Origin of the sequence: Kitasatospora sp. NPDC059722 (genome assembly GCF_042733235.1) — a bacterium.
In the GTDB taxonomy this organism is placed as follows: domain Bacteria; phylum Actinomycetota; class Actinomycetes; order Streptomycetales; family Streptomycetaceae; genus Kitasatospora.
In genome coordinates this window covers 1-23,831 of the sequence record NZ_JBHWGD010000021.1, presented here as the reverse complement: position 1 = coordinate 23,831, position 23,831 = coordinate 1, and the positions used below count along the sequence as shown (strand labels likewise).

Annotated in this window: 21 protein-coding genes, 1 rRNA gene and 1 riboswitch; of the genes, 11 read left to right on the top strand and 11 right to left on the bottom strand. The window is 71.5% G+C overall.

The genetic code is table 11. From position 1 onward, the window contains the following. Positions 1 to 57: 57 nt before the first annotated feature. The 4 genes from ACFV4F_RS16265 to ACFV4F_RS16250 all read left to right on the top strand — a co-directional run bounded on the left by ACFV4F_RS16265 (position 58) and on the right by ACFV4F_RS16250 (position 4,938). Complete coding sequence (locus ACFV4F_RS16265) at positions 58 to 1,062, top strand: sugar ABC transporter permease (RefSeq protein WP_359972458.1); 1,005 nt, start codon at positions 58 to 60, stop codon at positions 1,060 to 1,062. A 114-nt stretch (positions 1,063 to 1,176) separates the two neighbouring features. Then, positions 1,177 to 2,082 carry a sugar ABC transporter permease gene (locus tag ACFV4F_RS16260; RefSeq protein WP_380503000.1) on the top strand — a complete coding sequence of 302 codons (906 nt, stop codon included), beginning with the start codon at positions 1,177 to 1,179 and terminating at the stop codon, positions 2,080 to 2,082. A 95-nt stretch (positions 2,083 to 2,177) separates the two neighbouring features. Next, on the top strand, positions 2,178 to 3,893 hold the full coding sequence (locus ACFV4F_RS16255) for a glycoside hydrolase family 13 protein (protein ID WP_380442147.1): 1,716 nt from the start codon (positions 2,178 to 2,180) through the stop codon (positions 3,891 to 3,893). Between the two features lie 25 nt (positions 3,894 to 3,918). Next, on the top strand, positions 3,919 to 4,938 hold the full coding sequence (locus tag ACFV4F_RS16250) for a LacI family DNA-binding transcriptional regulator (RefSeq protein ID WP_380442144.1): 1,020 nt from the start codon (positions 3,919 to 3,921) through the stop codon (positions 4,936 to 4,938). Between the two features lie 174 nt (positions 4,939 to 5,112). Here the strand turns inward: ACFV4F_RS16250 and ACFV4F_RS16245 are convergent, their stop codons facing one another. From ACFV4F_RS16245 to ACFV4F_RS16235, 3 genes are all read right to left on the bottom strand, one after another. Beyond that, the gene (locus ACFV4F_RS16245) at positions 5,113 to 5,313 is read right to left on the bottom strand and encodes a hypothetical protein (protein ID WP_380442142.1); all 201 of its coding nucleotides are present in this window, start codon (positions 5,311 to 5,313) and stop codon (positions 5,113 to 5,115) included. Between the two features lie 284 nt (positions 5,314 to 5,597). Further along, positions 5,598 to 6,908 carry a transglycosylase family protein gene (locus tag ACFV4F_RS16240; protein WP_380502997.1) on the bottom strand — a complete coding sequence of 437 codons (1,311 nt, stop codon included), beginning with the start codon at positions 6,906 to 6,908 and terminating at the stop codon, positions 5,598 to 5,600. Next, positions 6,895 to 7,054: riboswitch (cyclic di-AMP (ydaO/yuaA leader) on the bottom strand. (Overlaps the previous gene by 14 nt.) A 362-nt stretch (positions 7,055 to 7,416) precedes the next feature. Next, positions 7,417 to 8,394, bottom strand: coding sequence for a hypothetical protein (locus ACFV4F_RS16235; protein ID WP_380502994.1), 978 nt, complete (start codon positions 8,392 to 8,394; stop codon positions 7,417 to 7,419). Between the two features lie 571 nt (positions 8,395 to 8,965). Here ACFV4F_RS16235 and ACFV4F_RS16230 point away from each other — a divergent pair. Beyond that, on the top strand, positions 8,966 to 9,238 hold the full coding sequence (locus ACFV4F_RS16230) for a DUF397 domain-containing protein (protein WP_380442137.1): 273 nt from the start codon (positions 8,966 to 8,968) through the stop codon (positions 9,236 to 9,238). Between the two features lie 463 nt (positions 9,239 to 9,701). Here the strand turns inward: ACFV4F_RS16230 and ACFV4F_RS16225 are convergent, their stop codons facing one another. After that, positions 9,702 to 10,226, bottom strand: a complete 525-nt coding sequence (locus tag ACFV4F_RS16225) for an ATP-binding protein (protein WP_380442135.1) — start codon at positions 10,224 to 10,226, stop codon at positions 9,702 to 9,704. Positions 10,227 to 10,644: 418 nt separating this feature from the next. Here ACFV4F_RS16225 and ACFV4F_RS16220 point away from each other — a divergent pair, with 418 nt between their 5' ends. After that, entirely contained in the window at positions 10,645 to 11,511 is an 867-nt protein-coding gene (locus ACFV4F_RS16220; protein WP_329930454.1) for a helix-turn-helix transcriptional regulator, read from the top strand. Between the two features lie 127 nt (positions 11,512 to 11,638). On the opposite strand, the gene ACFV4F_RS16215 is transcribed toward ACFV4F_RS16220, so the two are convergent. Together ACFV4F_RS16215 and ACFV4F_RS16210 are read right to left on the bottom strand one after the other, a co-directional pair. Further along, complete coding sequence (locus ACFV4F_RS16215) at positions 11,639 to 12,271, bottom strand: TetR/AcrR family transcriptional regulator (RefSeq protein ID WP_380502991.1); 633 nt, start codon at positions 12,269 to 12,271, stop codon at positions 11,639 to 11,641. A 331-nt stretch (positions 12,272 to 12,602) separates the two neighbouring features. Next, positions 12,603 to 14,120, bottom strand: a complete 1,518-nt coding sequence (locus tag ACFV4F_RS16210; protein ID WP_380502988.1) for an MFS transporter — start codon at positions 14,118 to 14,120, stop codon at positions 12,603 to 12,605. 86 nt (positions 14,121 to 14,206) lie between these two features. Between ACFV4F_RS16210 and ACFV4F_RS16205 the strand changes: the two genes are divergently transcribed. Continuing rightward, the gene (locus tag ACFV4F_RS16205) at positions 14,207 to 14,632 is read left to right on the top strand and encodes a MarR family winged helix-turn-helix transcriptional regulator (RefSeq protein ID WP_380502985.1); all 426 of its coding nucleotides are present in this window, start codon (positions 14,207 to 14,209) and stop codon (positions 14,630 to 14,632) included. Positions 14,633 to 14,734: 102 nt separating this feature from the next. Here ACFV4F_RS16205 and ACFV4F_RS16200 read toward each other — a convergent pair whose 3' ends face one another. The 5 genes from ACFV4F_RS16200 to ACFV4F_RS16180 all read right to left on the bottom strand — a co-directional run bounded on the left by ACFV4F_RS16200 (position 14,735) and on the right by ACFV4F_RS16180 (position 19,592). Next, a complete protein-coding gene (locus ACFV4F_RS16200; RefSeq protein ID WP_380502982.1) occupies positions 14,735 to 15,682 on the bottom strand; it encodes a M56 family metallopeptidase in 948 nt (315 codons plus the stop codon). Positions 15,683 to 15,949: 267 nt separating this feature from the next. After that, a complete protein-coding gene (locus tag ACFV4F_RS16195) occupies positions 15,950 to 16,558 on the bottom strand; it encodes a DUF5134 domain-containing protein (RefSeq protein ID WP_380502980.1) in 609 nt (202 codons plus the stop codon). A 342-nt stretch (positions 16,559 to 16,900) separates the two neighbouring features. After that, a complete protein-coding gene (locus ACFV4F_RS16190; RefSeq protein WP_380502977.1) occupies positions 16,901 to 17,662 on the bottom strand; it encodes an amino acid ABC transporter ATP-binding protein in 762 nt (253 codons plus the stop codon). 56 nt (positions 17,663 to 17,718) lie between these two features. Beyond that, positions 17,719 to 18,723 carry an amino acid ABC transporter permease gene (locus ACFV4F_RS16185; protein ID WP_380502974.1) on the bottom strand — a complete coding sequence of 335 codons (1,005 nt, stop codon included), beginning with the start codon at positions 18,721 to 18,723 and terminating at the stop codon, positions 17,719 to 17,721. Next, entirely contained in the window at positions 18,684 to 19,592 is a 909-nt protein-coding gene (locus ACFV4F_RS16180; protein ID WP_380502971.1) for an ABC transporter substrate-binding protein, read from the bottom strand. The genes ACFV4F_RS16185 and ACFV4F_RS16180 overlap by 40 nt, the downstream gene beginning before the upstream one ends. Positions 19,593 to 20,099: 507 nt before the next feature. Between ACFV4F_RS16180 and ACFV4F_RS16175 the strand changes: the two genes are divergently transcribed. From ACFV4F_RS16175 to ACFV4F_RS16160, 4 genes are all read left to right on the top strand, one after another. Then, positions 20,100 to 21,500, top strand: coding sequence for a DUF6421 family protein (locus ACFV4F_RS16175; protein ID WP_380502969.1), 1,401 nt, complete (start codon positions 20,100 to 20,102; stop codon positions 21,498 to 21,500). Next, positions 21,497 to 22,255 carry an SDR family NAD(P)-dependent oxidoreductase gene (locus ACFV4F_RS16170; RefSeq protein WP_380448888.1) on the top strand — a complete coding sequence of 253 codons (759 nt, stop codon included), beginning with the start codon at positions 21,497 to 21,499 and terminating at the stop codon, positions 22,253 to 22,255. Before ACFV4F_RS16175 ends, ACFV4F_RS16170 begins: the two co-directional genes overlap by 4 nt. Further along, entirely contained in the window at positions 22,252 to 23,328 is a 1,077-nt protein-coding gene (locus ACFV4F_RS16165) for a threonine aldolase family protein (RefSeq protein WP_380448890.1), read from the top strand. Before ACFV4F_RS16170 ends, ACFV4F_RS16165 begins: the two co-directional genes overlap by 4 nt. A 410-nt stretch (positions 23,329 to 23,738) precedes the next feature. Beyond that, positions 23,739 to 23,831, top strand: a 16S ribosomal RNA gene (locus ACFV4F_RS16160); the annotation flags it as partial.

The window sequence follows — 23,831 nt, the reverse complement described above, 5'->3', positions numbered from 1 at the left end:
CCTCCCGAGGCGGCCGGACCCGCTCTCCCCGAGACCTCCCCCGAGAAGGTGTAATCGATGTCAGTCGCCGTGCAGGGCGCCACCGGCAAGGGCAGCCGGCCGCGCGAGCAGCGTCCGGGCCCGCTGGAGCGCCTCAAGCGCTCCTACGCCAAGCACTGGTACGCCTACGCGATGACCGCCCCGGTCGTGCTCGTGCTCGGCGTGCTCGTGCTCTACCCGCTCGTCGAGGGCGTCTGGCTCACCCTCACCGACGCCAACAGCCTCAACTCGGCCCGCACCATCGGCGTCAACCACATCCCGGCCAGCTACAAGTTCGTCGGCCTCCACAACTACGCCGACATCCTGTGGGGCCCCGGCTCGTACGACCGCTTCTGGTCCCACTTCGTGTGGACCATCACCTGGACGGTGCTGTGCGTCGTCCTCCACTACACCATCGGCCTGGGCCTCGCCCTGCTGCTGAACAAGAAGCTGCGCGGACGCGCCGTCTACCGGATGCTGCTCATCCTCCCGTGGGCCGTGCCGACCTTCGTCACCGTCTTCTCCTGGCGCCTGATGCTCGCCGACGGCGGCGCCGTCAACGGCCTGCTCTCCGCCCTCCACCTGCCCCAGCCCGGCTGGCTGGACGACCCGCTGGCGCAGAAGGCCGCCGCCGTCCTGGTCAACACCTGGGTCGGCGTGCCGTTCATGATGATCTCGCTGCTCGGCGGCCTGCAGTCCATCCCGGCCGAGCTGTACGAGGCCGCCGAGATGGACGGCGCCACCCCGTGGCAGCGCTTCCGTCACGTCACCCTGCCCGGACTGCGCACCGTCTCCTCGACCGTCGTCCTGCTCGGCGTGATCTGGACCTTCAACCAGTTCGCCGTCATCTTCCTGCTGTTCGGCACCAGCGGCGGCTCCGACGCCCAGCTGCTCGTCACCTGGGCCTACCGCCTCGGCTTCGGCCAGCAGCCCCGGGACTACGCGCAGTCCGCCGCGTACGGCGTGATCCTGCTGTCCATCCTCATCGTCTTCACCGCCTTCTACCGGCGCTGGCTCGCCCGCAACGAGCAGGCCAACGGCTAGCAGGCCGACAGCCAGCAGGCCAACGGCCAGCAGGCCAACGGCCAGCAGGCCAACAGCAACAGGCCAACGGCTGCGGCCCCGGACTCAGTTGACCCACGAAGGCAGGTACCCCCGATGAGCACCACCACCGAAGCCGCCGCGCCGGCCGCGCGCCCCGCACCGGCCGCCCGGCCCGCCAAGGTCCGCCGCCGCGGCGAGAGCAGCCCGCTGGTCACCGCGCTGTCCCACGGCGCCCTGATCCTCGCCAGCCTGATCGCCCTGTTCCCGGTGCTGTGGATCCTCTACATCTCGCTCGGCCCGGACAAGACGGACTACCTCCACCCCGGGAAGATCCTCGGCAAGCTGACCTTGTCGAACTACGACCACGTGCTGTTCGGCACCGACTTCTTCACCTGGTTCGGCAACTCCTTCCTGGTCTCCGGCATCACCACGGTGTTCGGCGTCATGGTCGCCGCCACCACCGGCTACGCCGTCTCCCGGATGAAGTTCCCCGGCCACAAGCCGCTCATGTGGTCGCTGCTGGTCACCCAGATGTTCCCGATCGCGGTGCTGATCGTGCCGATGTACACGATCCTGTCCGAGCTCGGCCTGCTCGACGGCTACACCGGCCTGATCCTGGTCTACTCGACCACCACCGTGCCGTACTGCGCCTGGCTGCTGAAGGGCTACTTCGACACCATCCCGGTGGAGATCGACGAGGCCGGCCGGGTCGACGGCCTCAGCCCGATCGGCACCTTCTGGCGGCTGGTCCTGCCGCTCGCCCGCCCGGGCCTGGCGGTGGCCGCGTTCTACTCCTTCCTGACCGCCTGGGCCGAGGTCGCGTTCGCCTCCACCTTCATGCTCAGCTCCGACAAGTACACGCTGGCCGTCGGCCTGCAGACCTTCGTCAGCGAGCACGACGCCCAGTGGAACTTCATGGCCGCGACCGCGGTGCTGATCGCGATCCCGTCCTCCGTCTTCTTCTACCTGGTGCAGCGACACCTGGTCACCGGCCTGACCGCCGGCGCCTCCAAGTCGTAACGCCGGCACACGCCGGCACACGCCGGCAGTCGCCAGCACTCGCCAGCACCCGTCTCAGCGCTCCTCGCTCCTCTATTCCCCGAGGGATTCCGTCCATGACCCAGAACCTGGCCGACACCTCCCGGCCCGCCGCCGACACCGCTCACGAGGCGGCCGCCCTGGCTCCGGTGACTGGCAGCGCGTCCAGAGGCTGGTGGCGGGACGCGGTCATCTACCAGGTGTACCCGCGCAGCTTCGCCGACTCCAACGGCGACGGCATGGGCGACCTGCCGGGCATCCGCAGCCGCCTGCCCTACCTGCGCGACCTCGGCGTGGACGCCGTCTGGCTCTCGCCGTTCTACGCCTCCCCGCAGGCCGACGCCGGCTACGACGTGGCCGACTACCGCGCGGTGGACCCGATGTTCGGCACCCTGCTGGACGCCGACGCGCTGATCCGCGACGCCCACGACCTGGGCCTGCGGATCATCGTCGACCTCGTCCCCAACCACTCCTCGGACCAGCACGAGTGGTTCCAGCGCGCCCTGCGGGACGGCCCCGCGTCCCCGCTGCGCGAGCGCTACCACTTCCGTCCCGGCAAGGGCGAGACGGGCGAACTGCCGCCCAACGACTGGGAGTCCATCTTCGGCGGCCCGGCCTGGACCCGCACCGAGAACCCCGACGGCACCCCCGGCGACTGGTACCTGCACCTGTTCGCCCCGGAGCAGCCCGACTTCAACTGGGAGAACCCGGCCGTCGCCGACGAGTTCCGCTCGATCCTGCGGTTCTGGCTCGACATGGGCGTGGACGGCTTCCGCATCGACGTCGCCCACGGCCTGGTCAAGGCCCCCGGCCTGCCCGATCTCGGCGGCTCCGACCAGCTCAAGCTGCTCGGCAACGACGTCATGCCGTTCTTCGACCAGGACGGCGTGCACGAGATCTACCGCAGCTGGCGGGGGATCCTCGACGAGTACCCCGGCCAGCGGATCGGCGTCGCCGAGGCCTGGACCCCGACCGTCCAGCGCACCGCCAACTACGTCCGTCCCGACGAGCTCCACCAGGCCTTCAACTTCCAGTACCTGGGCACCGACTGGGACGCCGCCGCGCTGCGCGAGGTGATCGACGTCTCGCTCGACTCGATGCGCCCGGTCGACGCCCCCACCACGTGGGTGCTGTCCAACCACGACGTCACCCGGCACGCGACCCGCTTCGCCAACGAGCCCGGCCTCGGCACCCAGATCCGCACCCCCGGCGACCGCGCGCTTGGCCTGCGCCGGGCCCGCGCCGCCACCCTGCTGATGCTCGCGCTGCCCGGCTCCGCCTACGTCTACCAGGGCGAGGAGCTCGGCCTGCCGGACGTCACCGACCTGCCCGACGAGGTCCGCCAGGACCCGTCCTTCTTCCGCCAGGCCGGACAGGACGGCTACCGCGACGGCTGCCGCGTGCCGATCCCGTGGTCCGGCACCGAGGCGCCGTACGGCTTCGGACCGGTCGCCGGCGGGCCGTCCTGGCTGCCGCAGCCGGCCCAGTGGGCCGAACTCAGCGTCGAGGCGCAGACCGGCGACCCGACCTCCACCCTGGAGCTCTACCGCAGCGCGCTCGCCGTCCGCCGGGCGCAGCCCGACCTGGGCGCGGGCACCGGGGTCGAGTGGCTGGACGCCCCGCAGGGCACGCTCGCCTTCCGCCGCGGCTCCTTCGTCTGCACGGTCAACGCGAGCGGCGAGCCGGTGCGCATACCCGCCCCGGGCACGCTGCTGCTCGCCTCGGCGGAACTGGTCGTGGACGGCGGCGAGACGGTGCTCGCACCGGACAGCACCGGCTGGTGGGCGGTCTGACGTGGTTGCAATAGGCTCTGGGACCGTGACTACGGCGCGACTTTCAGACATCGCGGCGCAGGCGGGGGTCAGCGAAGCCACCGTCTCCCGCGTACTCAACGGCAAGGCGAACGTCTCCGCCGCCACCCGGCAGACCGTGCTGGCGGCCCTCGACGTGCTCGGGTACGAGCGGCCGACCCGCCTGCGCCAGCGCAGCGCCGGGCTGATCGGGCTGATCACGCCGGAGCTCAGCAACCCGATCTTCCCCGCGCTCGCGCAGGTCATCGAGCAGGTGCTCAGCCGGCACGGCTTCACGCCGGTGCTGTGCACCCAGACGCCCGGCGGGTCCACCGAGGACGAACTGGTCGAGATGCTGGTGGACCGGGGGGTGGCGGGCATCGTCTTCGTCTCCGGTCTGCACGCCGACTCCACCGCCGACCACGACCGCTACGCCCGGCTGGCCGGGCGCGGGGTGCCGTTCGTCCTGATCAACGGTTTCAGCGAGCGGATCGACGCGCCGTTCATCTCGCCGGACGACCGGGCCGCCATGTGGATGGCCGTCCAGCACCTCGCCGAGCTGGGGCACGAGCGGATCGGGCTGGCGGTCGGCCAGAGGCGGTACGTGCCGGTGCTGCGCAAGATCGAGGGCTTCACGGCCGCGATGCGCACCGTCCTCGGGCGGACGCAGGAGGAGGCCGAAGAGCTGGTCCACCACACGCTGTTCAGCGTCGAGGGCGGGCACGCGGCGGCGGGCGCGCTGCTGGACAAGGGGTGCACGGCGATCGTGTGCGGCAGCGACATGATGGCGCTCGGGGCGATCCGGGCGGTGCGGCAGCGGGGGCTGTCGGTGCCGCAGGACGTGTCGGTGGTCGGCTTCGACGACTCGCCGCTGATCGCCTTCACCGAGCCGCCGCTGACGACGATCCGCCAGCCGGTCGAGGCGATGGCGACGGCGGCGGTGGACGCGCTGCTGGAGGAGGTGGGCGGGAACGCCGCCCAGCGCGGGGAGTTCATGTTCCAGCCGGAGTTGGTCATGCGCGGCTCCACGGGGGCCTGCGCGCGCTGAGGCCGGTGACGGCCGTGTGAAGGGCCCCGGAGGGCGGTTGCTCTCCGGGGCCCTTCGGCGTGCCGTGCCGGGCTGTGCCGGGCTTGTGCTGTGCTGTGCCGGGCTGTGCTGTGCTGTGCTGGGCTTGTGCTGCGCCGTGCTGGGCTGTGCCGCGAGTGCCGTGCCGGGCCGGGGTCAGCCCTCCTGGACGGTCGGGCGGTCGGCGGTGACGCGGTGGCCGTCGGCGGCGTCGCCGGTGCGGGTCTCGGTGCGGCGACCGCGGGCCAGGTAGTCGCGCAGGATCAGTTCGACGGCGTCCTGGGGACTCTTGGTGCCGGAGAGCATCATCGCGTCGATCGCGAGGTTCGCGTCGAGCGTGACGGTGACCTGGGCCATGGGTGACTCCTCCTCGGGTGCAGAGCAGCAGCATGCCCGCTGGGCCGGGGTTTGACCACGCGAATGCTCCGATGCGCGGAGCCGCGGGTGCGCGCCGGGGGGAGGCGGCACGGACTTCGGAGGCGGGTACGCCGAAGCCCCGGGGAGAGCGACCAGTCTCTCCCCGGGGCGGTGGGCGGGTGACAGATGACAGATAACAGATGATGAAATCTGTTATCTGTCATCTGTTCGCTGTCATCCGCGATCCGTCACCCGTCCCCGGCGGGACGGTTCCGGAAGGATCCTCAGACGCGGCCGGCGAAGTCCGGCGCCCAGTTGGCGATGGTCTGCAGGCGGACGCCCGAGCTCGGGTTGGCGGCCTCGACGTACTGGCCGCCGCCGATGTAGATGGCGACGTGGTAGACGCCGGAGTCCTGGCCGTTGTTGGACCAGAACAGCAGGTCGCCCGGCTGCAGGCTGTCCAGCGAGACGTGGGTGCTCGCGGCGGCCTGGTCGTTGGCGACGCGCGGGATGGAGATGCCCGCGGCGCGCAGCGCGGCCTGGGTCAGACCCGAGCAGTCCCAGCCGCCGTTGCCGGTGCCGCCGTAGACGTACGCCTGGCCGACCTGCGCCTTGGCGAAGCTGACCGCGGCGGCCATCGAGCCGGTGACGGCCGGGGCCGGGGTCTGCGCCTGGGCGGAGGGCTTGGCGGCGGGCTTCGAGGACGGCTTGGCGGCCGGGGTCTGGGCCTCGGCGGCCGGCTGGGCGTTCACGGCGTTCCCGGCGGAGGACTGGCCCGGCTTCTGCGAGCGGTCGAACCAGTTGAAGTCACCGGACTGGCCGGCCGGAGCCTGGGCGGAGTCGCCGAAGGACAGGTGCTGGCCCGGGTAGATGGTGTCCGGACCGTCGGTCAGGGTGCCGCGGTTCAGCTCGTACAGGCGCTGCCAGCCGCCCTTGACGTTGTGCTTGTCGGCGATCGTGGACAGCCAGTCGCCGGCCACGACGGTGTAGTCCGAGGCACCGGCCTGGGTGGTGCCGCCCTGGGTCCAGTCCTGGCGCTTCTGCGCCCAGGTGCCCTTGGCGGAGTCGGCGGCGGCCGGGGCCTGCGCCTGGTCCTGCGCCTGGGCGGAGGGCTTGGCGGCGGGCTTCGGGGCCGGCTTGACGGCCGGGGCGGCCTTCGCGGTGCTCGCGGCGGCGGAGGTGTCGACGGCGGCCGGGGCGCCGCCCGCGGTCAGGCCGGCCTGGACGGAGCACACGGGCCAGGCGCCGGGGCCCTGCGAGGCGAGGACCTTCTCGGCGACGGCGATCTGCTGGTCCTTGGTGGCCTGGTTGGCCTGCGGGGCGTACGAGGTGCCGCCGAAGGCGGCCCAGGTGCTGGAGGTGAACTGCAGGCCGCCGTAGAAGCCGTTGCCGGTGTTGATGCTCCAGTCGCCGCTGCTCTCGCACTGGGCGACCTTGTCCCAGGTGGCGACGGAGGCGGCGGAGGCGGTGCCGGAGGTGAGGCAGGGGATGGTGAGGCCGACGCCGGCGACGCCGAGGGCGGCGATCACGCGGCGGGTGCGGCTGGACAGGCGAGTGCCGTTGGTGGGCAGCATGAAGACGCGGTCCTCTCCCACGCCTGCGAGGTGAGCTGTCGGATTCGGGCCGGAGTTGCCCGGCCGCGCTGTGGCGCGGCTTCACCCCTAGCCCAGGACCGTTCCGTGGATCGGTCCGGGGCGACTTACCTGTGGGTCCCCCGCTCCTGCCGTGGTGCGTTTTCGCGCTTCCAGCGCACCCGACGGCAGGACTCGGCGTTGCGGATGTGCTGGGTCCGTGTGGTCACGAACGGGGAGCACGTTAAGCAGACTTAAGTACGAACTGCAAATACCTGTGATGCGCATCACGGATTATGGAAAGCCACCAAAACTTTCCTTCTCCAAGATCGAAAATGATCGTTTTCTCGCAATAAACCTGCGGATGTGCACAACTGTCAGGCTCTCAGGAATCGCATGACGGGCGGTCACCCGATCGCAAACAATCACAGAACGGACATCTCGCGCATTCGGCTCTTAATTCCCTTACGCCGCAAGCCGAAAGGGCCCGGAGCGCGGTCGCTCCGGGCCCTTCCGTACGCGTTGTCGGCGGTTACTCGCCGGCGGCCTCCCCGGTCGCCCCGGAGGCCGTCCCACCGGCCGCGTGGGCCGCGCGGGAGCCCTCGGAGGCGGCCTCCGCCGCCTCGGCCTCGGCCTGGGCCTGCGCGGCGGCCAGGGCCTCCGCGGACGGCGCCGGCAGCGCGGCCAGGTACAGCGAGGCGATGAGCTGGCCGACCGTCTGGTAGGCGCCGAGCGGCGCGGCGGACGGGCAGCCGGTCTCCTCGGCGGCCGTGGCGAGCAGCTCGGAGTCCGCCTCCGGGCCGATCACCAGCGGGGCCAGCGCGGGGCGCTGCGAGCCGGTCTCCTTGAGGTGCGCGACGGCGGCGGCGACCGAGCCGGGCACGTCGAGCGCGGCGGGGACGACCGGGACGGCCAGGCGGGCGGCCAGCAGCACGCCGGTGATGCCGGCGGCGGCCGCGGCGTCCTCGCCGCCGACGGTGGTCAGCACGACGCCGTCCGCGGCGGTCGCGATGGCGAACAGGCGGGCGCGGTCGGCGCGGGCCAGCCCGGCCTCGGACAGGCGGACGTGGACGGCCTCGGCCAGCAGCGGGTGCGGGCCCAGCACGTCGGTGACGTGCGCGCCGTACTCGGCGGCGAGTGCGTGGAGTTCGGGCAGGAAGTCGTGCGGGCCGGGCACCAGGGGTACCAGGATCGGTGCCGGGACGCCGGCCTCGGCGGCGGCCGCCAGCAGCTCGCCGATGCTGCGCTCGGTGCCGTCCGCGCCCTCGGTGCCGTCGCCGGGGAGGTAGCCCACCGCGGTCTGGACGCCGTTCTGCTCGCTGCGGACGATCGAGAGCAGCTCCTCGACGACCGAGCGGGACTCGGGCCCGGCGGTCGCGGGCACGGCGAGCACCAGGGCCGGGGAGCCGGACGGGATCTCGGGGCGCTCGGGGCGACGGTGGCGCCCCCGCGCACGGGAGCCTGGAGTGCGAACGGGCAGTGGCGCGCCCGGGATGGCTGCGGTGCTCATGGCGGAGATCGTAGGACATCGGCCCGTCAGGGCTGCAGTCGGCTGCCGTGCCGGTTTCGCGCGAGCGTGGTGTGCGCGGCGCGCGGAGCTCCCGCGTGCGCGGGTCGATGAGCGGTCATTAGGTCATATTCCGGACATACCTGGCCCAACCCCCGCGCGTCCGCCGGTATCTCCTGGAGACGTGTCCGGTGGGGCGTCACGTTGCACCTGTGGCGCGTGAGATGTCTCACAGTCGACGGGCGGTCTGACGGAGGGTCACGAGTGCGCGACTCCCGGCTTTCGAAGATCAACATTTAGCGGGGAGCCGCTCACGGCCGGTTATCGGAAGCGGGCCGGTTCGGTCGGCTATGTCCGTTTACGTACCGTCAGGAGAAGGGTCCGTGAAGAGTTCAGGTCGGCCGGTGAAAGGCCTCGTGCACCTGCACCGTCTCGTGCTGATGCACGTGCACAAGGGCTATCATCGCGTCAAGTGAGGCGTTGTGCCGGGCTGGTACGGGGCCGGCCCGTTCGTTCGGCGGGTGCCGGGGGCGCCGCGCTGGACCGCAACTCCGGGGCTCTTCGGGAGACTTCTATGCACGACTCGCACGAATCGCAGGAACTGGGCGGCTCGTACGGTCCCTACAACGGGATGGCCGCCACCGAGCTGGAGGGAGTGGTCTGGCAGAAGAGCCTGCACAGCAACTCCCAGGGCAACTGCGTCGAGTTCGCCGCGCTGCCGGGGGGCGACGTGGCGATGCGCAACTCGCGCTTCCCGGACGGTCCGGCGCTCATCTACACGCGGGCCGAGATCGCCGCGATGCTGTTGGGGGCCAAGGACGGGGAGTTCGACCACCTGTCCGCCTGACCGGACGTCCGTCCGGCCGTTCACCGGGCCGTCCGGCCGCTTCACCGGACGTCCGTCGGTCCGGCCACCGCTCCGCACCAGGAGCCATCGGGGGGCCGTCGTGGGTGCTGACACCACGGCGGCCTTTGTCTTCTCCGCAGGCTCGGCCCCGCGGTCGTCCGCGCGGTTCGTCACGCGCTCGGTCACACGCTCGGTGGTGTGCCTCTTCGCGGGCTTCTCCACCGTCCCGTGCGCTGCTGTCCCGCGTAACGCTGTCCCGTGCGCTGCTGTCCCGCGCACTGGCGGCCCGTCGGCCGTCGGGGGCGCACTGGTCGTCGCGGGTGCGCTGCGGGGGGCCGGTGGGTCTCCGGCGCGAGCCCGGCGAGGGCGAACTACCGCTTCTTCCCGGGGTTTCGGTCCTCCCGGGGTGTCCATCGATCCGGGGACGCGTGCCCGCGCTGCGGGGGTGCGTGCCCGTCCGCCGCTAGGCGGAGCGCCGGTGCCGGCCACCGAGTTCGGGGGTCGCGGCCTGCGCGTCGGCCTCGAACAGCGCCCAGACGACCTTGCCCCCGCCCAGCGGGTGCCAGCCCCAGGAGTGGCTGAACGAGTCCACCAGGTGCAGCCCGCGGCCGGATTCGGCCACGAAGTCCGCCTCCCGGGCGACCGGGCCGGTGCTGCTCGGATCGCTGACCGCGCAGACGATCTGCGGCGCGCGGTGCACGAGGCTTATTCGGATCGGCAGCCTGCCGTCACCACCGTGCTGTGTGGGAAAGTCGTACTCGCCCAGGGCGCCGCCCACCGGGTCGGGCCGTGCGCCGATCGCATGCCGCAGCGCGTTGGTCACGAGTTCCGACGCGACCAGCGCGACGTCGTCGAACAGCTCCATCAGCCCCCAGCGCTGCAGAGCGGTCCGGGCGAAGTCACGTGCGGTTCTGACGGCTTCGAAGCGAGGAGCGAGCGTACAGGTGACCACGTGGGGGTCAACCGCCAAAGCCGTACCGGTGCCCATGAAGAGCTCCTCCCATAAGGGGGCGGACACGGCTGGACCCGCCGGGGTCATGCCGGTCACCTCCGACTCGCTCGGCCGCACGGCCCCCTCCTCGACGAGGCGCGCGCGCACACGAAGGCCCGGTGGCGTGGGGGACGCTGCCGGGCTGGTGCACGGAGTCGCGCGTGGGGTCGACGCGGAGCCCGCGGGATTGCCAGGGATGTGCAGGTGCACGTGCACCATGGTCCTCTGCGCTCACTGCAGATGCAAGAGTCGATTCACGTGCAGTCGCACTATTGGCATATGCAAGCGCCGGATGCACGTGCATCCTGGTGTGTGGAGTGCAGAACTGATAGGAACATCCGTCAGTATCGGCACCGTGAGCGCTCAACTGATGGCAGACTGTGCGCTGTTTGCCCTAGGTGGAGGTTTCGACCGCATGACCACAGTTCAGCCGGGCGGCGGCTCGATGGTCCGCCGGATCCTCCTCGGCTCACAGCTGCGACGCCTGCGTGAGGCGCGCGGCATCACCCGCGAGGACGCCGGCTACGCGATCCGCGCCTCCGAGTCCAAGATCAGCCGCATGGAGCTCGGCCGGGTCAGCTTCAAGGAGCGCGACGTCGCCGACCTGCTCAGCCTCTACGGCGTGGACGACGGCCTGGAGCGGGAGGCCCTCCTCGGCCTGGTCCGCGAGGCCAACAAGTCCGGCTGGTGGCACAGCTTCAACGACGTGCTGCCAGGCTGGTTCCAGACCTACGTCGGTCTGGAGGAGGCCGCGCAGCTGATCCGCACGTACGAGGTGCAGTTCATCCCGGGACTCCTGCAGTCCGAGGAGTACGCGCGGGCGGTTTTCGGTCAGAGTCGGCCGGTCATCAGCGAGGAGGAGGTCGAACGGCGGGTCAGCCTCCGCCTGCGCCGCCAGAAGCTGCTGACCGAGGGCAACAACCCGCGCCTGTGGGCCGTCATCGACGAGGCCGCGCTGCGCCGCCCGGTCGGCGGGCCCAAGGTGATGCGCGGCCAGGTCCAATACCTGATCGACGTCGCCGAGCAGGCCAACGTCGTCATCCAGGTCATGCCGTTCCGCTTCGGCGCGCACGCGGGCGAGTCCGGCGCGTTCACGATCCTGCGCTTCCCGGAGCAGGACCTCGCCGACGTCGTTTACCTGGAGCAGCTCACCAGCGCGCTCTACCTCGACAAGCGGGACGACGTGGACGCCTACATCCAGGTCATGGAGCGCCTCTGCGTGGACAGCCTCACGCCCGAGCGCACCATAGACCTGCTCGCCTCGATCCTGAAGGAACGCTGAGCCTCCGCCCGGAGGGGCCTGGACGTCCGGGCCCGAACGGCCGGACCACGAGCCGTGCTTGCCCGCCGCCCGGACCGGCCGTCGGCGAGCACCGGCCGCCGGAGCATCCGCCGCCGCCCACCGGCCGTCAGCCGCGGGCCGGCGGCCGTTCGCGTTCCAGCGGCAGCGGCAGCGGCAGCTGTGGCTGTGGCAGCGGCTGCGGCGGGCGGCCCAGCTCCCACGGCAGGTCGTAGCGCCGGAACAGGTCGGCCCGGATCGGCGCCAGCGGCACCTCCGCGCCCGGCAGCAGGAGGCCGATGCACCCGCCCATGAGCGCGCTGCGCAGCACCGCGTGCTCGGCGGCCGGATCCGGCGCACCCCACTCCCGCAGCAGGCCCTGGAGGATCGCGCCGAGCTGCTGCTGCTCCGGGTCCTGGACGAAGGAGCCGGTGTCCGGGTCGAGGATCAGCGCCAGGTGGGAGCGCATCACCCGCGGGTGGTCGAGGGCGAGGCCGAGGACGGCGTCGATGGCGCGGGCCAGCCGGGCCTCGGGTGTCGCGTCCGGCGCGAGTTCGGCCAGGGCGTTGCTGAGCGACTGGTGCATCATCCGGTGCGTGGCGGACTGCATGAGCAGCCGTTTGCCGTCGAAGTAGTACGACAGCAGGCCGCGCGCGAGTCCGGCGCGCTCGGCGATGTCGCTCAGCGTGGTCCCGGCGTATCCGTGCTGGTCGACCAGTTCGACGGTGGCCCGCATGATGCGCCGGCGCGAGCGCTGACGCATTTCCTCATTGACCGAATCCCCGCGGGGTGCCATCGTGACAGCTCCGAACGTTCGTTGGCTCCCGGCCAATATACTGGGGGAGTCGACGGCCGATCCGTGGAACCGCGTTGACGAGCGGCGCACGGACGGCTGGTGCGGGGGCGGCCGTTACGAAGACGGCCGGCTCCACCAACACGGGGGTTTGGTGGAGCCGGCGGCAGTGCCCGGGGGTGGACATCCGCGTCGGCTCGACGCGGCGCGGTGTGGTGCGGTCCGCCGTTGTCCGGTGCGGGTCCGGTGCGGTCTCGCGTGGGCGGTTCGGCGTGGGCGGAAGCGGCGCGGGCGGAAGTGGTCAGCGCTCGGCCAGTACCTCGGCCCGGTCGGTGGGCCCGGATGCCCGTGACGTGTAGTCATAGTCCGGGACAGACACAGGAGTTGACTTCTTCCGGCGCTCCAGCAGTGCGCCCACGAGGGCGATCAGGAACCCGAGCAGCGCGACCGCCGTGACGAACAGCAGGGCCGGCCGGTAGCCGTCCAGCTGCGCCTGCGGGCTGTCGCCGCCGGCGCTCCCGGCGGTGATCATCGCGGTCGCACCGGCGAGCACGACGGCGGTGCCGACCTGGATCGCCGTGTTGACCAGGCCCGAGGCCAGGCCCTGCTCCTCGTCCGCGACGCCGTCGGTGGCGGCGATGTTCACGGAGGGGAAGGCGAGCGCGAAGCCGACGCCGAGCAGCAGCATCGACGGCAGCACCAGCGCGGGGTAGGAGCTGTGCTCGTCCAGCCGCAGGAACAGTGCGAACGCCGCGGTCAGCGACAGGACGCCGATGGGCAGCAGCCGGCCGGTGCCGAAGCGGTCCACGATCGGGCCCATGAACGGCGCGGACAGCGCGATGAACGCGCCGGCCGGCAGCAGCCCGAGCGCCATCTCCAGCGCCGACCAGCCGAGCAGGTGCTGGAGGTAGAGCGTCACGATGAACTGGAAGCCGCCGTAGGCGCCGGTCATCGTGAAGGCGATCACGTTGGCCCGGGCCACCGCGCCGTTGCGGAAGATGCCGAGCCGGACCAGCGGGTGGGCGGCGCGGCTCTCGGTCACCAGGAACGCGGCCGCCAGGGCGGCGACCACGGCGAACGAGCCGAGTGTGCGCAGGCTGAGCCAGCCGGCACCCTGCGCCTCGGTGACGGTGAAGACGAGCAGCAGGACGGTGAGCGTGCCGGTGATCGCGCCGAGGACGTCGTACCCGCCCTTGGCGCGCTCCTCGACCGGGCGGGGGAGCAGGCGGACGGCGAGCAGCAGGGCGATCAGCGCGACCGGGACGGGCATCAGGAACGTCCAGCGCCAGCCGACCGAGGTGAGCAGGCCGCTGAGCACGAGACCGAGCGAGAAGCCGCTGGCGGCGCAGGTGGTGTAGATGGACAGCGCCCGGTTGCGGGCGGGGCCCTCCGGGAAGGTCGTGGTGATGATCGACAGGCCGGCCGGGGCGGTGAACGCGGCGGCGGTCCCCTTGAGGAAGCGGGCGGCGATCAGCAGTCCGCCGTCGTCGACCAGTCCGCCGAGCAGGGAGGCGGCGCCGAAGACGCCCAGGGCGACGAGGAACACCCGGCGGCGGCCGAGCAGGTCGGCCGCCCGTCCGCCGAGCAGGAGCAGGCCGCCGTAACCGAGCACGTAGCCGGAGACCACCCATTGCAGGGTCGAGGTGGAGAGGTGCAGTTCGGAGCCGATGGACGGGAGGGCCACTCCCACCATGGAGACGTCCAGGGCGTCCAGGAAGATCGCGGCGCAGAGGACGAACAGGGTGCCCCAGAGGCGGGGGGTCCAGGCCTGTCCGCCGGTTGACGGTGCGTCGGGTGACGTGACGGTCGCGGTGGTCATGGGGAGGAGACTACATGCACGTGCAATCAATGCAAGTGAATAAGATGTAAACGCATAAGTTGCGGTGGCGGTGGTAGGGTGGCGCCGTGGCTGAACTCGACTCCCCGGCGGAGGCCGGTCTCGTCGCGCAGTGGCGCGAACTGCTGGCCCGGCACGCCGAGACCTCCTGTGCGCTCGACCGCGAGCTGGGCGAGAAGCACGGGCTCGGGATGAGTGAGTTCGAGGTGCTGGAGCGCCTGGTCGAGGGCTGCTCGGTGGACCGCAGCCACCGGCTCCGGGTCCAGGAGCTCGCCGACGTCGTCCACCTCAGCCAGAGCGCGCTGTCCCGTCTGATCGGCCGGCTGGAGAAGGCGGGACTGGTGACGCGCGAGATGTGCGTGGACGACCGCCGCGGCATCCTGATCGTCCTCACGGACGAGGGGCGTGAGCGCTACCGGCAGGCCCGTCCGCTCCACCGCGACGTGCTTGCGCGCACGCTCGGCGATGAGGTCACTGGCCCGTGTGAGGCGTGATGCTGACGGTTCGTCAGCAGATTTGCCGGCAGGTTCGTCAGCAGGTTCTTCGGCAGGTTCTTCGGCGGTCCTGAGGGTCCGGTGGGGCGATGGGGCGTCTGGCTAGAACTGCGAGACGAGTCCCGGAGCGGCGGCCAGCAGCACGACGGCCACGGGCGCGGCGAGCGCGGCGACGGTGAGTTGGAGCCGGTGCGGAACGGACAGCCGGGGGCGGCCCGCGAGCAGGCGGTCCACCCGCTTCGGGGACTGCGCGAGGCCCGGCGGACAGGAGCCGAACACCCCGCGGCCCAGGTTGAGTTCGGCCAGCGCAAGGGCGGTGGTGTGCCGTCCGTGCCGACGGGCCGCACGGTCGTCGGCCGCCAGCTCGACCAGCTCGCCGACCTGGTCCCGGAAGGTGCTGAACACCCGGACCCCCGGGAACCCGGACGCGAGTGCCTGGGCGGCCTGCGCGAGCCAGTCGTGCCGGGCACGCACGTGCCCGCGCTCGTGACTCAGTACGGCCGCCAACTCCCGTGCGGTCAGCTGCTGGAGGGCGCCCGTGGTGACCACCAGCCGGGAGTTCGGGCCGGGCAGCGACCAGGCCTCCGGCCGGACGTTCTCCAGCACCACCAGGCGCTCCCGGCGGCTGCGGGCGGCCGCGATGGCCTCCGGCAACTCGGGAGCGCGGTCGGAGAGTTGAGCGTGACGGTGGTTGCGCAGAGCCTTCGCCGAACGGACCTCACGGGTGACCGCCAGCACCGTCTGCAGCCCGCCCGCGGCCAGCACCGCCGCGCAGAGCCGGCCCCAGCCTTCGGCGTCCTGGAGCCCGTACGCCGCCTCCACCCCGTGCGGCGCGCCGGCGAACACGAGTGCGCGCAGTTCGGGCAGCGCGGCCGAGGCGGCCAGGACCAGGCTCAACGCGCAGCACAGCAGGACGGCTACGACCAGGCACTGCCATGCCAGCAGCGCCAGCACGGGTTCGCGCTCCACCCAGCGGGCCCGGGCGAGCAGCCGGGGCACGGCGGTGGAGAGCAGTAGGCCGAGCAGCAGCAGGCCGATCAGGGCAGTCATCGCATGGGCTCCCCGAGTGCGCACGGAGCGCGACAACGCGCTCCTCGCCAACCTATGCGCTGGCGACGTCCGGTGGAACGGCTTTCGGGCGGCCAGTGACCAACGCCACGCGGGCCCGGGGACCTTGGTCCCGGGTGTGGCTCGGCCAGGGTGCGTGGGGTGGGGGTTGGGGCGGCGGGTGGGGTGGGGTGGGGTGGGGTGGGGGACGGGCGTCGGGGACGGGCGTTGGGTGTGGGTGTTGGGCGTGGGCGTCGGGGGCGGGCAAGGTCACATGGTCAGGAGCATCGCGAACATCCCGATGCCCATGGTGAGCCGGCAGGCCTGCGGGAGGCCCGCCGTTCCGACGGTGACGCTTCCGCCGGGGGCGTGCAGGAGCCGGGTGCCGGCCCAGAGGGAGTAGGCGCCGAAGTACACCAGCAGCGCGCCGGTGAGCAGCGGGGCGCCGGTGCTCGGGGCGTGGTGGTGATGGCCGGGGGAGGCGGTCATGGCGAGGGCTGCGTAGGTCATGGCCAGGCCGCCGATCGCGTGGTGCAGCCGGTGTCCGCGGCGGTCCGGGGCGCCGGCGGCGGCGAGCAGGAAGAGGGCTGCGGGGACGCCGAACAGCCAGGCCCAGACGGGCGCCGGGACGGCGGCGCCGGTGACGGCCATTCCGGCCATGCCGAGCCCCATCAGCGCTTCGGCGGCGTCGGTTTCCCGGGCGAGAAGCCGTTGGGCGCCCGTCGGGTGGGTGGTGGAGGGCGCCGGTGCGCAGGTGGTGTGTGGCGCGTGCGGGGCTCCGGGGGCTCCCGGGGCATACCGGAGGCGGGTCAGGCAGTAGGCCCCGGCGGTGGCGGTGAGGAGGGCGAGGAGCCAGTTGACCAGCGTGGGTCCGTGCAACGGCGGCCTCCTGGGGTGACGGGAGGACGGCGAACAGCGAACAGCTGACAGGTTTCAGATAACAGATAACGAAATCTGTCATCTGAAACCTGTCAGCTGTTCGCCGCCACCCGTACTCTGCGGCGTTCGTCCTGTCCACGATCACCGCTGCCGCTCCCGGGAGGCCAGGGCGCGTGCAGGGGCGCACGGTGGTGACCAGCGGAGTGCGTTCCTGCGAGCGCCCTATGCCTGCCTCAACAAGCCCCCCAGCCAGACCTCGCCAGATCTCGCCGGACCCCGCCACCCTGCCGCCGCCACCCCGCCGGAATCCACCTGCCGGAGCCCGCCCCCGCGCGTCCCGTCTCAGCCCTGAAGCCGCCCCGAGGCGACGATCCGGCTGAGGAACCGCCGGGTCCGCTCCTCCCGCGGATCGCCGAACACCTGCTCCGGCGGCCCCTGTTCGAGCACCACCCCGCCGTCCAGGAAGCAGACCTGGTCGGCCACCTCGCGCGCGAACCCCATCTCGTGCGTCGACAGGACCATCGTCATGCCCTGTTCCTTCAGATCGCGCACCACCGACAGCACCTCCCCGACGAGCACCGGGTCGAGCGCCGCCGTGATCTCGTCGAGCAGCAGCAGCCGTGGCCCGGTGGCCAGCGCCCGCACGATGGCGACGCGCTGCTGCTGCCCGCCGGAGAGCCGGTCCGGGTACTCCTTCGCCTTGGCCGCCAGCCCGAGCCGGTCCAGCAGCTCCAGTGCCTTCGCCTCCGCCTCGGCCCGCCCGAGCCCGTGCACCCGGCGCGGCGCGAGCGTGATGTTCTCCAGCACCGTCATGTGCGGGAACAGGTTGTAGGCCTGGAAGACGACACCGATCCGGCGCCGGACGGCGTCCTCGTCCGTCCGCGGGTCGGTGATGTCCTCGCCGTCCAGGAAGATCGCGCCGTCGTCGACGCCCTCCAGCAGGTTCACGCACCGCATCAGCGTGGACTTGCCCGAGCCGGACGCCCCGATCAGCGCCGTCACCGAGTGCTCGGGCACGGCGAGGTCGACGTCGCGCAGCACCACCTGTGAGCCGAAGGTCTTGCGCACCGACTCCAGCCGCAGCACGTCCGCTCCGGCGCCCACCGGGTCCCCGCCCACACCCCTCGCACTGCTCGTACTGTTAGTACTGCTCGCCCCGCTCACACCGCACCTCCCTGGACCTGCCGACGGTTCATGCGCGCGGTCAGCCAGTCGGCGAACCGCGTGAGCGGAATGGTCAGCACGATGAACACCAGCCCCGCGACCAGGTACGGCGTGTAGTTGAACGACCGGGACGCGATGATCTTCGCCGCGTAGACGGCGTCGATCGCCCCGCCGATCGAGACGAGCCCGGTGTCCTTCTGCAGGCTGACCAGGTTGTTGATCAGCGGCGGCACCACCCGCCGTACCGCCTGCGGCAGCACGACGTACCGCATCGCCTGCGCGTTGGTGAGCCCGAGCGAGCGCGCCGCGGCCCGCTGGCTCGGGTGCACCGACTCGATCCCCGCGCGGAACACCTCGGACACGTACGCCGAGTACGTCAGCACGAGCGCCGCCCCGCCGAGCAGCAGCGGATCGGTGGTCACCCCGGTGAGGCGCAGTGCCGGCACCCCGGTGATCATCACCAGCAGGCAGATGATCATCGGCAGCCCGAGGAAGAAGTCCACGTACGCGGTGGCCAGCAGCCGGACCGGCAGGAACACCGGACCGCGCAGGGTCCGGAGCACCGCCAGCAGCAGGCCGAACACCAGGATCAGCACGCCGCAGCCGAGCATCAGCTCCAGGTTGAGCCGGAGCCCGGTCAGGACCTCGGGCAGCGCCTGCCGGGCGTAGTCGAGGTTGAAGAAGGTCCGTCGAGTCACCTCCCAGCCGGGGGAGTTGACGATGAGCAGGTACAGCACGACGGCCGTCAGCAGCGTCGACGAGCCCGCGATCAGGGCCGAACGCCGGGTCCGCCCGCGGCGGTAGGCGTCCCGGGCGAGCCGGCGCTCGGACGGACGGTAGCCGTCGTCCTCCCCGCCGCCGGGCGCACCGTCGTCCCGCGCGCCCGCCTCCCGGCCCGCCGCGCCGTCGGCCCCGACACCCCCGCCGGCCTCGACGCCGCCACTGGCCTCGATGCCGCCGCTCACTTCAGCACCGGTGCCGAGACGGCGTCGGACAGCCACTGCTTCTCCAGCTTCGCGAGCGTCCCGTCCGCCCGCAGCGCGTCCACGGCCTGCGACACGCAGCCGGTGAGCCGGGAGCCCTTGTCCAGCACCAGTCCGAACTGCTCGCCCTGCGACGCGCTCTCGAACTGCCCCACCACCTGAGCCTCCGGCACCTCGGCGCCGGTGATGTAGAAGGCCGTCGGCAGGTCGACCACGAGCGCCTCGACCTGGCCGTTCTTCAGCGCGGCCTTGGCCAGGTCGTTGGAGTCGAAGACGGCCGGCCGGGTGCTCGGCTTGATGGTGTCGGTGATGGTGTCGAGGCTGGTCGTGCCCACCTGCGCGCCGAGCTTGGCGCCCTTGAGGTCGGCGATGCTCTTCGCGCTCGCGGCCTTGGAGTTCTTTAGCGCGATGACGGCCTGCCGGACGTCGTAGTAGCCGGAGGAGAAGTCGACCGCCTGCTTGCGCTCGGCGCTGATGGACACCTGGTTGACGTCGAAGTCGAAGTCCTTCGGGCCGGGCGAGGTGGCCTTGTTGAACGGGGCCACCACCCAGGTCACCTTCTCCTTGGGGTAGCCGAGCTTGTCGGCGACCGCGTAGGCGACCGCGGACTCGAAGCCCTTGCCGTTCTCCGGCTTGTCCTCGGAGAACCACGGGTCGTACGCGGGCTTGTCGGTGCCGATCGTCAGCGTGCCGGCGGTCCAGGTCGCCAGCGCCCCCGGCGCGCAGCCGGCCGATGTGCCCGACGCGCCCGCGCCCGCGGCCGCGGTCCCGTCGGTCTTGGCGTCCTGCGGCGCGCACGCGGTCAGCGCGGCGGCGGCCGCCAGCAGCGCGGCGACGGGGAGGGCGGCGGACTTGCGGAAGCCGGGGCGGAGACGGAGGTCGGTCATGGCAGGGCTCCAGGGAAGGAAGGCCGGGCAGGACAGGAGATGCGGCGGCCGGGGCCGGAGGCGGCCGCGGACCCGGCGGGTCACTTCCCCCGGTGGCGGCGCCGGAACACACGCGGCATGGTCGGCGTACGGGCCCGCGTCCGCGGCGCCCTCCGAGCCTGATCGGCGGATCGGCGAGCGAGCGGATCGGCGGATCAACGACAGCAGCGGCGGCGACAGCAACAGCCGCGCGTGCCACGGCAGGCGTGACAACGAGAGGGCACCCGGAACAGGCCGTCGTGCCGCTCGGTCATCGTGATCACCGCCGGGAGCATGGCGGGAGGTTCGCATCCCGACGGCGCCCGTGTCCAGAACATCCACCGCGGCGTCCACATGCCGGACATCCGGTCGCGGCGTCCCCGAAACCCCCCACCACCGGAGGTTCTCCGATCGGAGCCCCCTTGAACAGGAGAACCTTTCGTATCTATGGTGTCTCCATCGAAAACCTCCTGTCGAAGTGAGTCCACGATGCAGAATCTTTCGCCAAGGCTCGCTGTGGCGGCCGACGCCCCGGTCTCGACCCTCGCCGGCCACCCGGCGTGGCTGCTCCTGAAGGAGGCCGTCGAGACCCTGCGCCCGCTGCAGTCCAAGGACGGCTCGATCGACCTGGCCGCCGTCCAGCGGCACACGGTCGATCCGCTGGTCGCCACGGTCCGCAGCGCGGTCGCCGAGCTGGCCCCGCTGTTCCCGCACGACGAGGCCTACCTGGCCGCCGTCGACGCGGACCTGGCCAAGTGGGCCGACACGGGCTACCGGGAGCCCGACTTCCTGGACTCGCTGCTCGCCTTCCAGCCCGCCGACCAGCGCGTCGACGGCCTCGAGCACCTCGTGGTCTTCCCGATGTACACGCAGAACGGGAACCCGGACCGCAACCTCGAAGCCGTCCTGCTGCGCGTCGTGTGGCCCGACTGGCTGGCCGAGCTGGAGCGCACGCGCTTCGACAACCCGATGTTCGTCCCGATCACCTTCACCGACTTCACGGCCGGGTACGACACCAACTCCGCCGTCCTCTTTCCCGAGACGGTCGCCGTGCGCAAGGCGCCGGAACGTTTCACCTGGGGCGGCATCTTCTGCGACCGCGAGGCCGCCCGCTTCCGCGCCGTCACCACCAGCGCCGTCCAGCAGCTCGGCCTGGCGATCCCGGACGACGCCGAGGGCCTGCTCAAGGACCAGGCGCGCGCGCAGGAGACCTTCGTCCTGTGGGACCTCGTCCACGACCGCACCCACAGCCACGGTGACCTGCCGTTCGACCCCTTCATGATCAAGCAGCGCAGCCCGTTCTGGATGTACGGCCTCGAAGAGCTCCGCTGCGACCTCACCACCTTCAAGGAGGCGGTGCAGCTGGAGGCCGAGGGCAACAAGCACGCCCGCGACGTCCAGTACGCGATCCTCTTCGACCGCCTGTTCCGCTTCCCGGTCAGCGGCGACCGCGTGCGCAACTACGACGGCATGGGCGGCCAGCTGCTCTTCGCCTACCTGCACAAGAACGACGCGCTGCGCTGGCGGGACAACCGCCTCACCATCGACTGGGACCGCGCCCCGCAGGTCACCAACGAGCTCTGCGCCGAGATCGAGACCCTGTACCGCGACGGCATCGACCGGCCCAAGCCGGCCCACTGGATCGCCGCCTACCAGCTCGTCTCCCGCTACCTCACCCCGCACCCGGCCTCCACGTGGGCGAAGGGGGCCGACGCGCTGCCGCTCGACATCACCGACGGCAAGGCGCTCAACAAGGCGCTGTGCGACGCGGTGCTCCCGGACGAGTTCCCGCTGAGCATGTTCTACGAGGCCCTGTCCAAGAAGCTCGGCGGCGTCATCGCCGCCACCGCCGGCATCACCGGCAACGGAACCAAGGGAGTCGCCGCGTGACCACCACCCCCAACGCCCCGCTGGCCGGCAAGGTCATCGCCGTCGCCGGAGCCAGTGGCCCGGCCGGACAGGCCGTGCTGCGCCGCCTGACCGCCGACGGTGCCACCGTGATCGGTGCCGACATCGACCCGGTCCGGCTGGAGAGCGCCCTCGACGCCACCCGCGTCGCCGTGCGCGGGGCGAAGGTCAGCGGCCAGGTGATCGACCTGCTCGACCCGCAGGAGGTCCACGACTGGGCCGACCACCTGGAGGCGGAGCACGGCCACGTCGACGGCCTGTTCCACCTGGTCGGCGGCTGGCGCGGCAGCAAGACGTTCTTCGACACCCGCCTCGACGACTGGGACTTCCTGCACGACACCGTCGTGCGGACCCTCCAGCACACCTCGCTGGCCTTCCAGCCCGCGCTGGTCCGCAGCCCCGCCGGCCGGTACGCGATGGTCTCCGCCGCCGCGGCCCACAAGCCCACCGCCGGCGGCGCCGCCTACGCGGCCGCCAAGGCCGCCACCGAGGCGTGGACCCTCGCCATGGCCGACTCCTTCAAGAAGGAGACCACCTCGGCCGACGGCGAGCCCACCGCCGCAGCTGCCATCCTGGTGATCAAGGCGCTGGTCAGCCCGGAGATGCGGGCCGAGAAGCCGGACGCGAAGTTCGCCGGCTTCACCGACACGGCCGACCTCGCCACTCACCTGGCGGGCCTCTGGGACCGCCCCGCAGCAGAACTGAACGGACAGCACCTGTGGCTGACAGCCCGATGAACGACTCCACCCGCACGGACGCGGTTCGGCGGCACGACCCCGCCGTCCGCGGCTTCGCCAGCGACAACTACGCCGGCGTGCACCCCGAGGTCCTCGCCGCGATAGCGCTCGCCAACGGTGGCCACCAGGTCGCCTACGGCGAGGACGACTACACGGCACACCTGCAGGACGTCTTCCGCCGCCACTTCGGCGAGAAGGCCGAGGCCTACCCGGTCTTCAACGGCACCGGTGCCAACGTGGTCGCCCTCCAGGCGCTGCTCCCGCGCTGGGGCGCGGTCGTCTGCGCCGAGTCCGCCCACATCAACGTGGACGAGGGCGGCGCCCCGGAGAAGATGGGCGGCATCAAGCTGCTCACCGTCCCCACCCCCGACGGCAAGCTCACCCCCGAACTGCTCGACCAGCAGGCCTGGGGCTTCGGCGACGAGCACCGCGCGCAGCCGCTCGCGGTCTCCATCACCCAGAGCACCGAGCTCGGCACCCTCTACACCGCCGACGAGATCCGCGCGATCACCGAGCACGCCCACCAGCTCGGCATGCTCGTCCACGTCGACGGCTCCCGCCTGGCCAACGCCGCCGCATCGCTCGGCCTGCCGCTGCGCGCCTTCACGACGGACGTCGGCGTCGACGTGCTGTCGTTCGGCGGAACGAAGAACGGCCTGCTGTTGGGCGAGGTCGTCGTGGTGCTGAACCCCGAGCGGGTCCGCAACATCAAGTACCTGCGCAAGACCTCGATGCAGCTCGCGTCGAAGATGCGCTTCGTCTCCGTGCAGTTCGAGGCGCTGCTCTCCGGCGACCTCTACCTGCGCAACGCCGGCCATGCCAACGCCATGGCCAGCCGCCTGGAGGCGGCCGTCCGGAAGATCGACGGCGTCGAGATCGTGCGCCCGGTCCAGGCGAACGCGGTCTTCGCGATCCTCCCGCGGGACGTCAGCGAGCGGCTGCAGAAGCGGTACCGCTTCTACTTCTGGAACGAGCACACCGGCGAGGTGCGCTGGATGTGCGCCTTCGACACCACCGAGGCCGACATCGACGCCTTCGCGGCGGCCATCGCCGAGGAGATGGGCCGCGTCTGACGGCGCTCCACCAGCGGATCGTCCCGTCCTGCGACAGCAGGGCGGGACGATTTGCACGGGGCGCCTCCGGCCCCGTACAGTTCCGGAGTCGCCGCGGGAGACCGGGGCAACGAAAGCGGAAAGCAAATCCGATGAATGAAACTCCGGAAAACGGAGCGGAAAACATCTGATAAGCTGGAAACACGAAAGAACGAAGCGCCCGGAGGGCCCGCTGGAAGGCGGCTCGAAGGAAGCGTCCGTTCCTTGAGAACTCAACAGCGTGCCAAAAGTCAACGCCAGATATGTTGACATCCCCGGCCTCGATCACTTGATCGGGGTTGGAGATTCCTTTTGAAATAACACTAGCGAGGACGCAGTGCGCGGGACCACCCTATTCCGGTGGTTGCCGTGCCGCTCTTTCGTGGAAAGCATTCACGGAGAGTTTGATCCTGGCTCAGGACGAACGCTGGCGGCGTGCTTAACACATGCAAGTCGAACGGTGAAGCCCTTCGGGGTGGATCAGT

Bases quoted from the DNA above. Each gene is read 5' to 3' on its own strand.
- ACFV4F_RS16265 (WP_359972458.1), top strand. From the start codon at position 58: ATGTCAGTCGCCGTGCAGGGCGCCACCGGCAAGGGCAGCCGGCCGCGC.
- ACFV4F_RS16260 (WP_380503000.1), top strand. From the start codon at position 1,177: ATGAGCACCACCACCGAAGCCGCCGCGCCGGCCGCGCGCCCCGCACCG.
- ACFV4F_RS16255 (WP_380442147.1), top strand. From the start codon at position 2,178: ATGACCCAGAACCTGGCCGACACCTCCCGGCCCGCCGCCGACACCGCT.
- ACFV4F_RS16245 (WP_380442142.1), bottom strand. From the start codon at position 5,313: ATGGCCCAGGTCACCGTCACGCTCGACGCGAACCTCGCGATCGACGCG.
- ACFV4F_RS16235 (WP_380502994.1), bottom strand. From the start codon at position 8,394: ATGAGCACCGCAGCCATCCCGGGCGCGCCACTGCCCGTTCGCACTCCA.
- ACFV4F_RS16230 (WP_380442137.1), top strand. From the start codon at position 8,966: ATGCACGACTCGCACGAATCGCAGGAACTGGGCGGCTCGTACGGTCCC.
- ACFV4F_RS16225 (WP_380442135.1), bottom strand. From the start codon at position 10,226: ATGGGCACCGGTACGGCTTTGGCGGTTGACCCCCACGTGGTCACCTGT.
- ACFV4F_RS16220 (WP_329930454.1), top strand. From the start codon at position 10,645: ATGACCACAGTTCAGCCGGGCGGCGGCTCGATGGTCCGCCGGATCCTC.
- ACFV4F_RS16215 (WP_380502991.1), bottom strand. From the start codon at position 12,271: ATGCGTCAGCGCTCGCGCCGGCGCATCATGCGGGCCACCGTCGAACTG.
- ACFV4F_RS16210 (WP_380502988.1), bottom strand. From the start codon at position 14,120: ATGACCACCGCGACCGTCACGTCACCCGACGCACCGTCAACCGGCGGA.
- ACFV4F_RS16200 (WP_380502982.1), bottom strand. From the start codon at position 15,682: ATGACTGCCCTGATCGGCCTGCTGCTGCTCGGCCTACTGCTCTCCACC.
- ACFV4F_RS16180 (WP_380502971.1), bottom strand. From the start codon at position 19,592: ATGACCGACCTCCGTCTCCGCCCCGGCTTCCGCAAGTCCGCCGCCCTC.
- ACFV4F_RS16175 (WP_380502969.1), top strand. From the start codon at position 20,100: ATGCAGAATCTTTCGCCAAGGCTCGCTGTGGCGGCCGACGCCCCGGTC.
- ACFV4F_RS16165 (WP_380448890.1), top strand. From the start codon at position 22,252: ATGAACGACTCCACCCGCACGGACGCGGTTCGGCGGCACGACCCCGCC.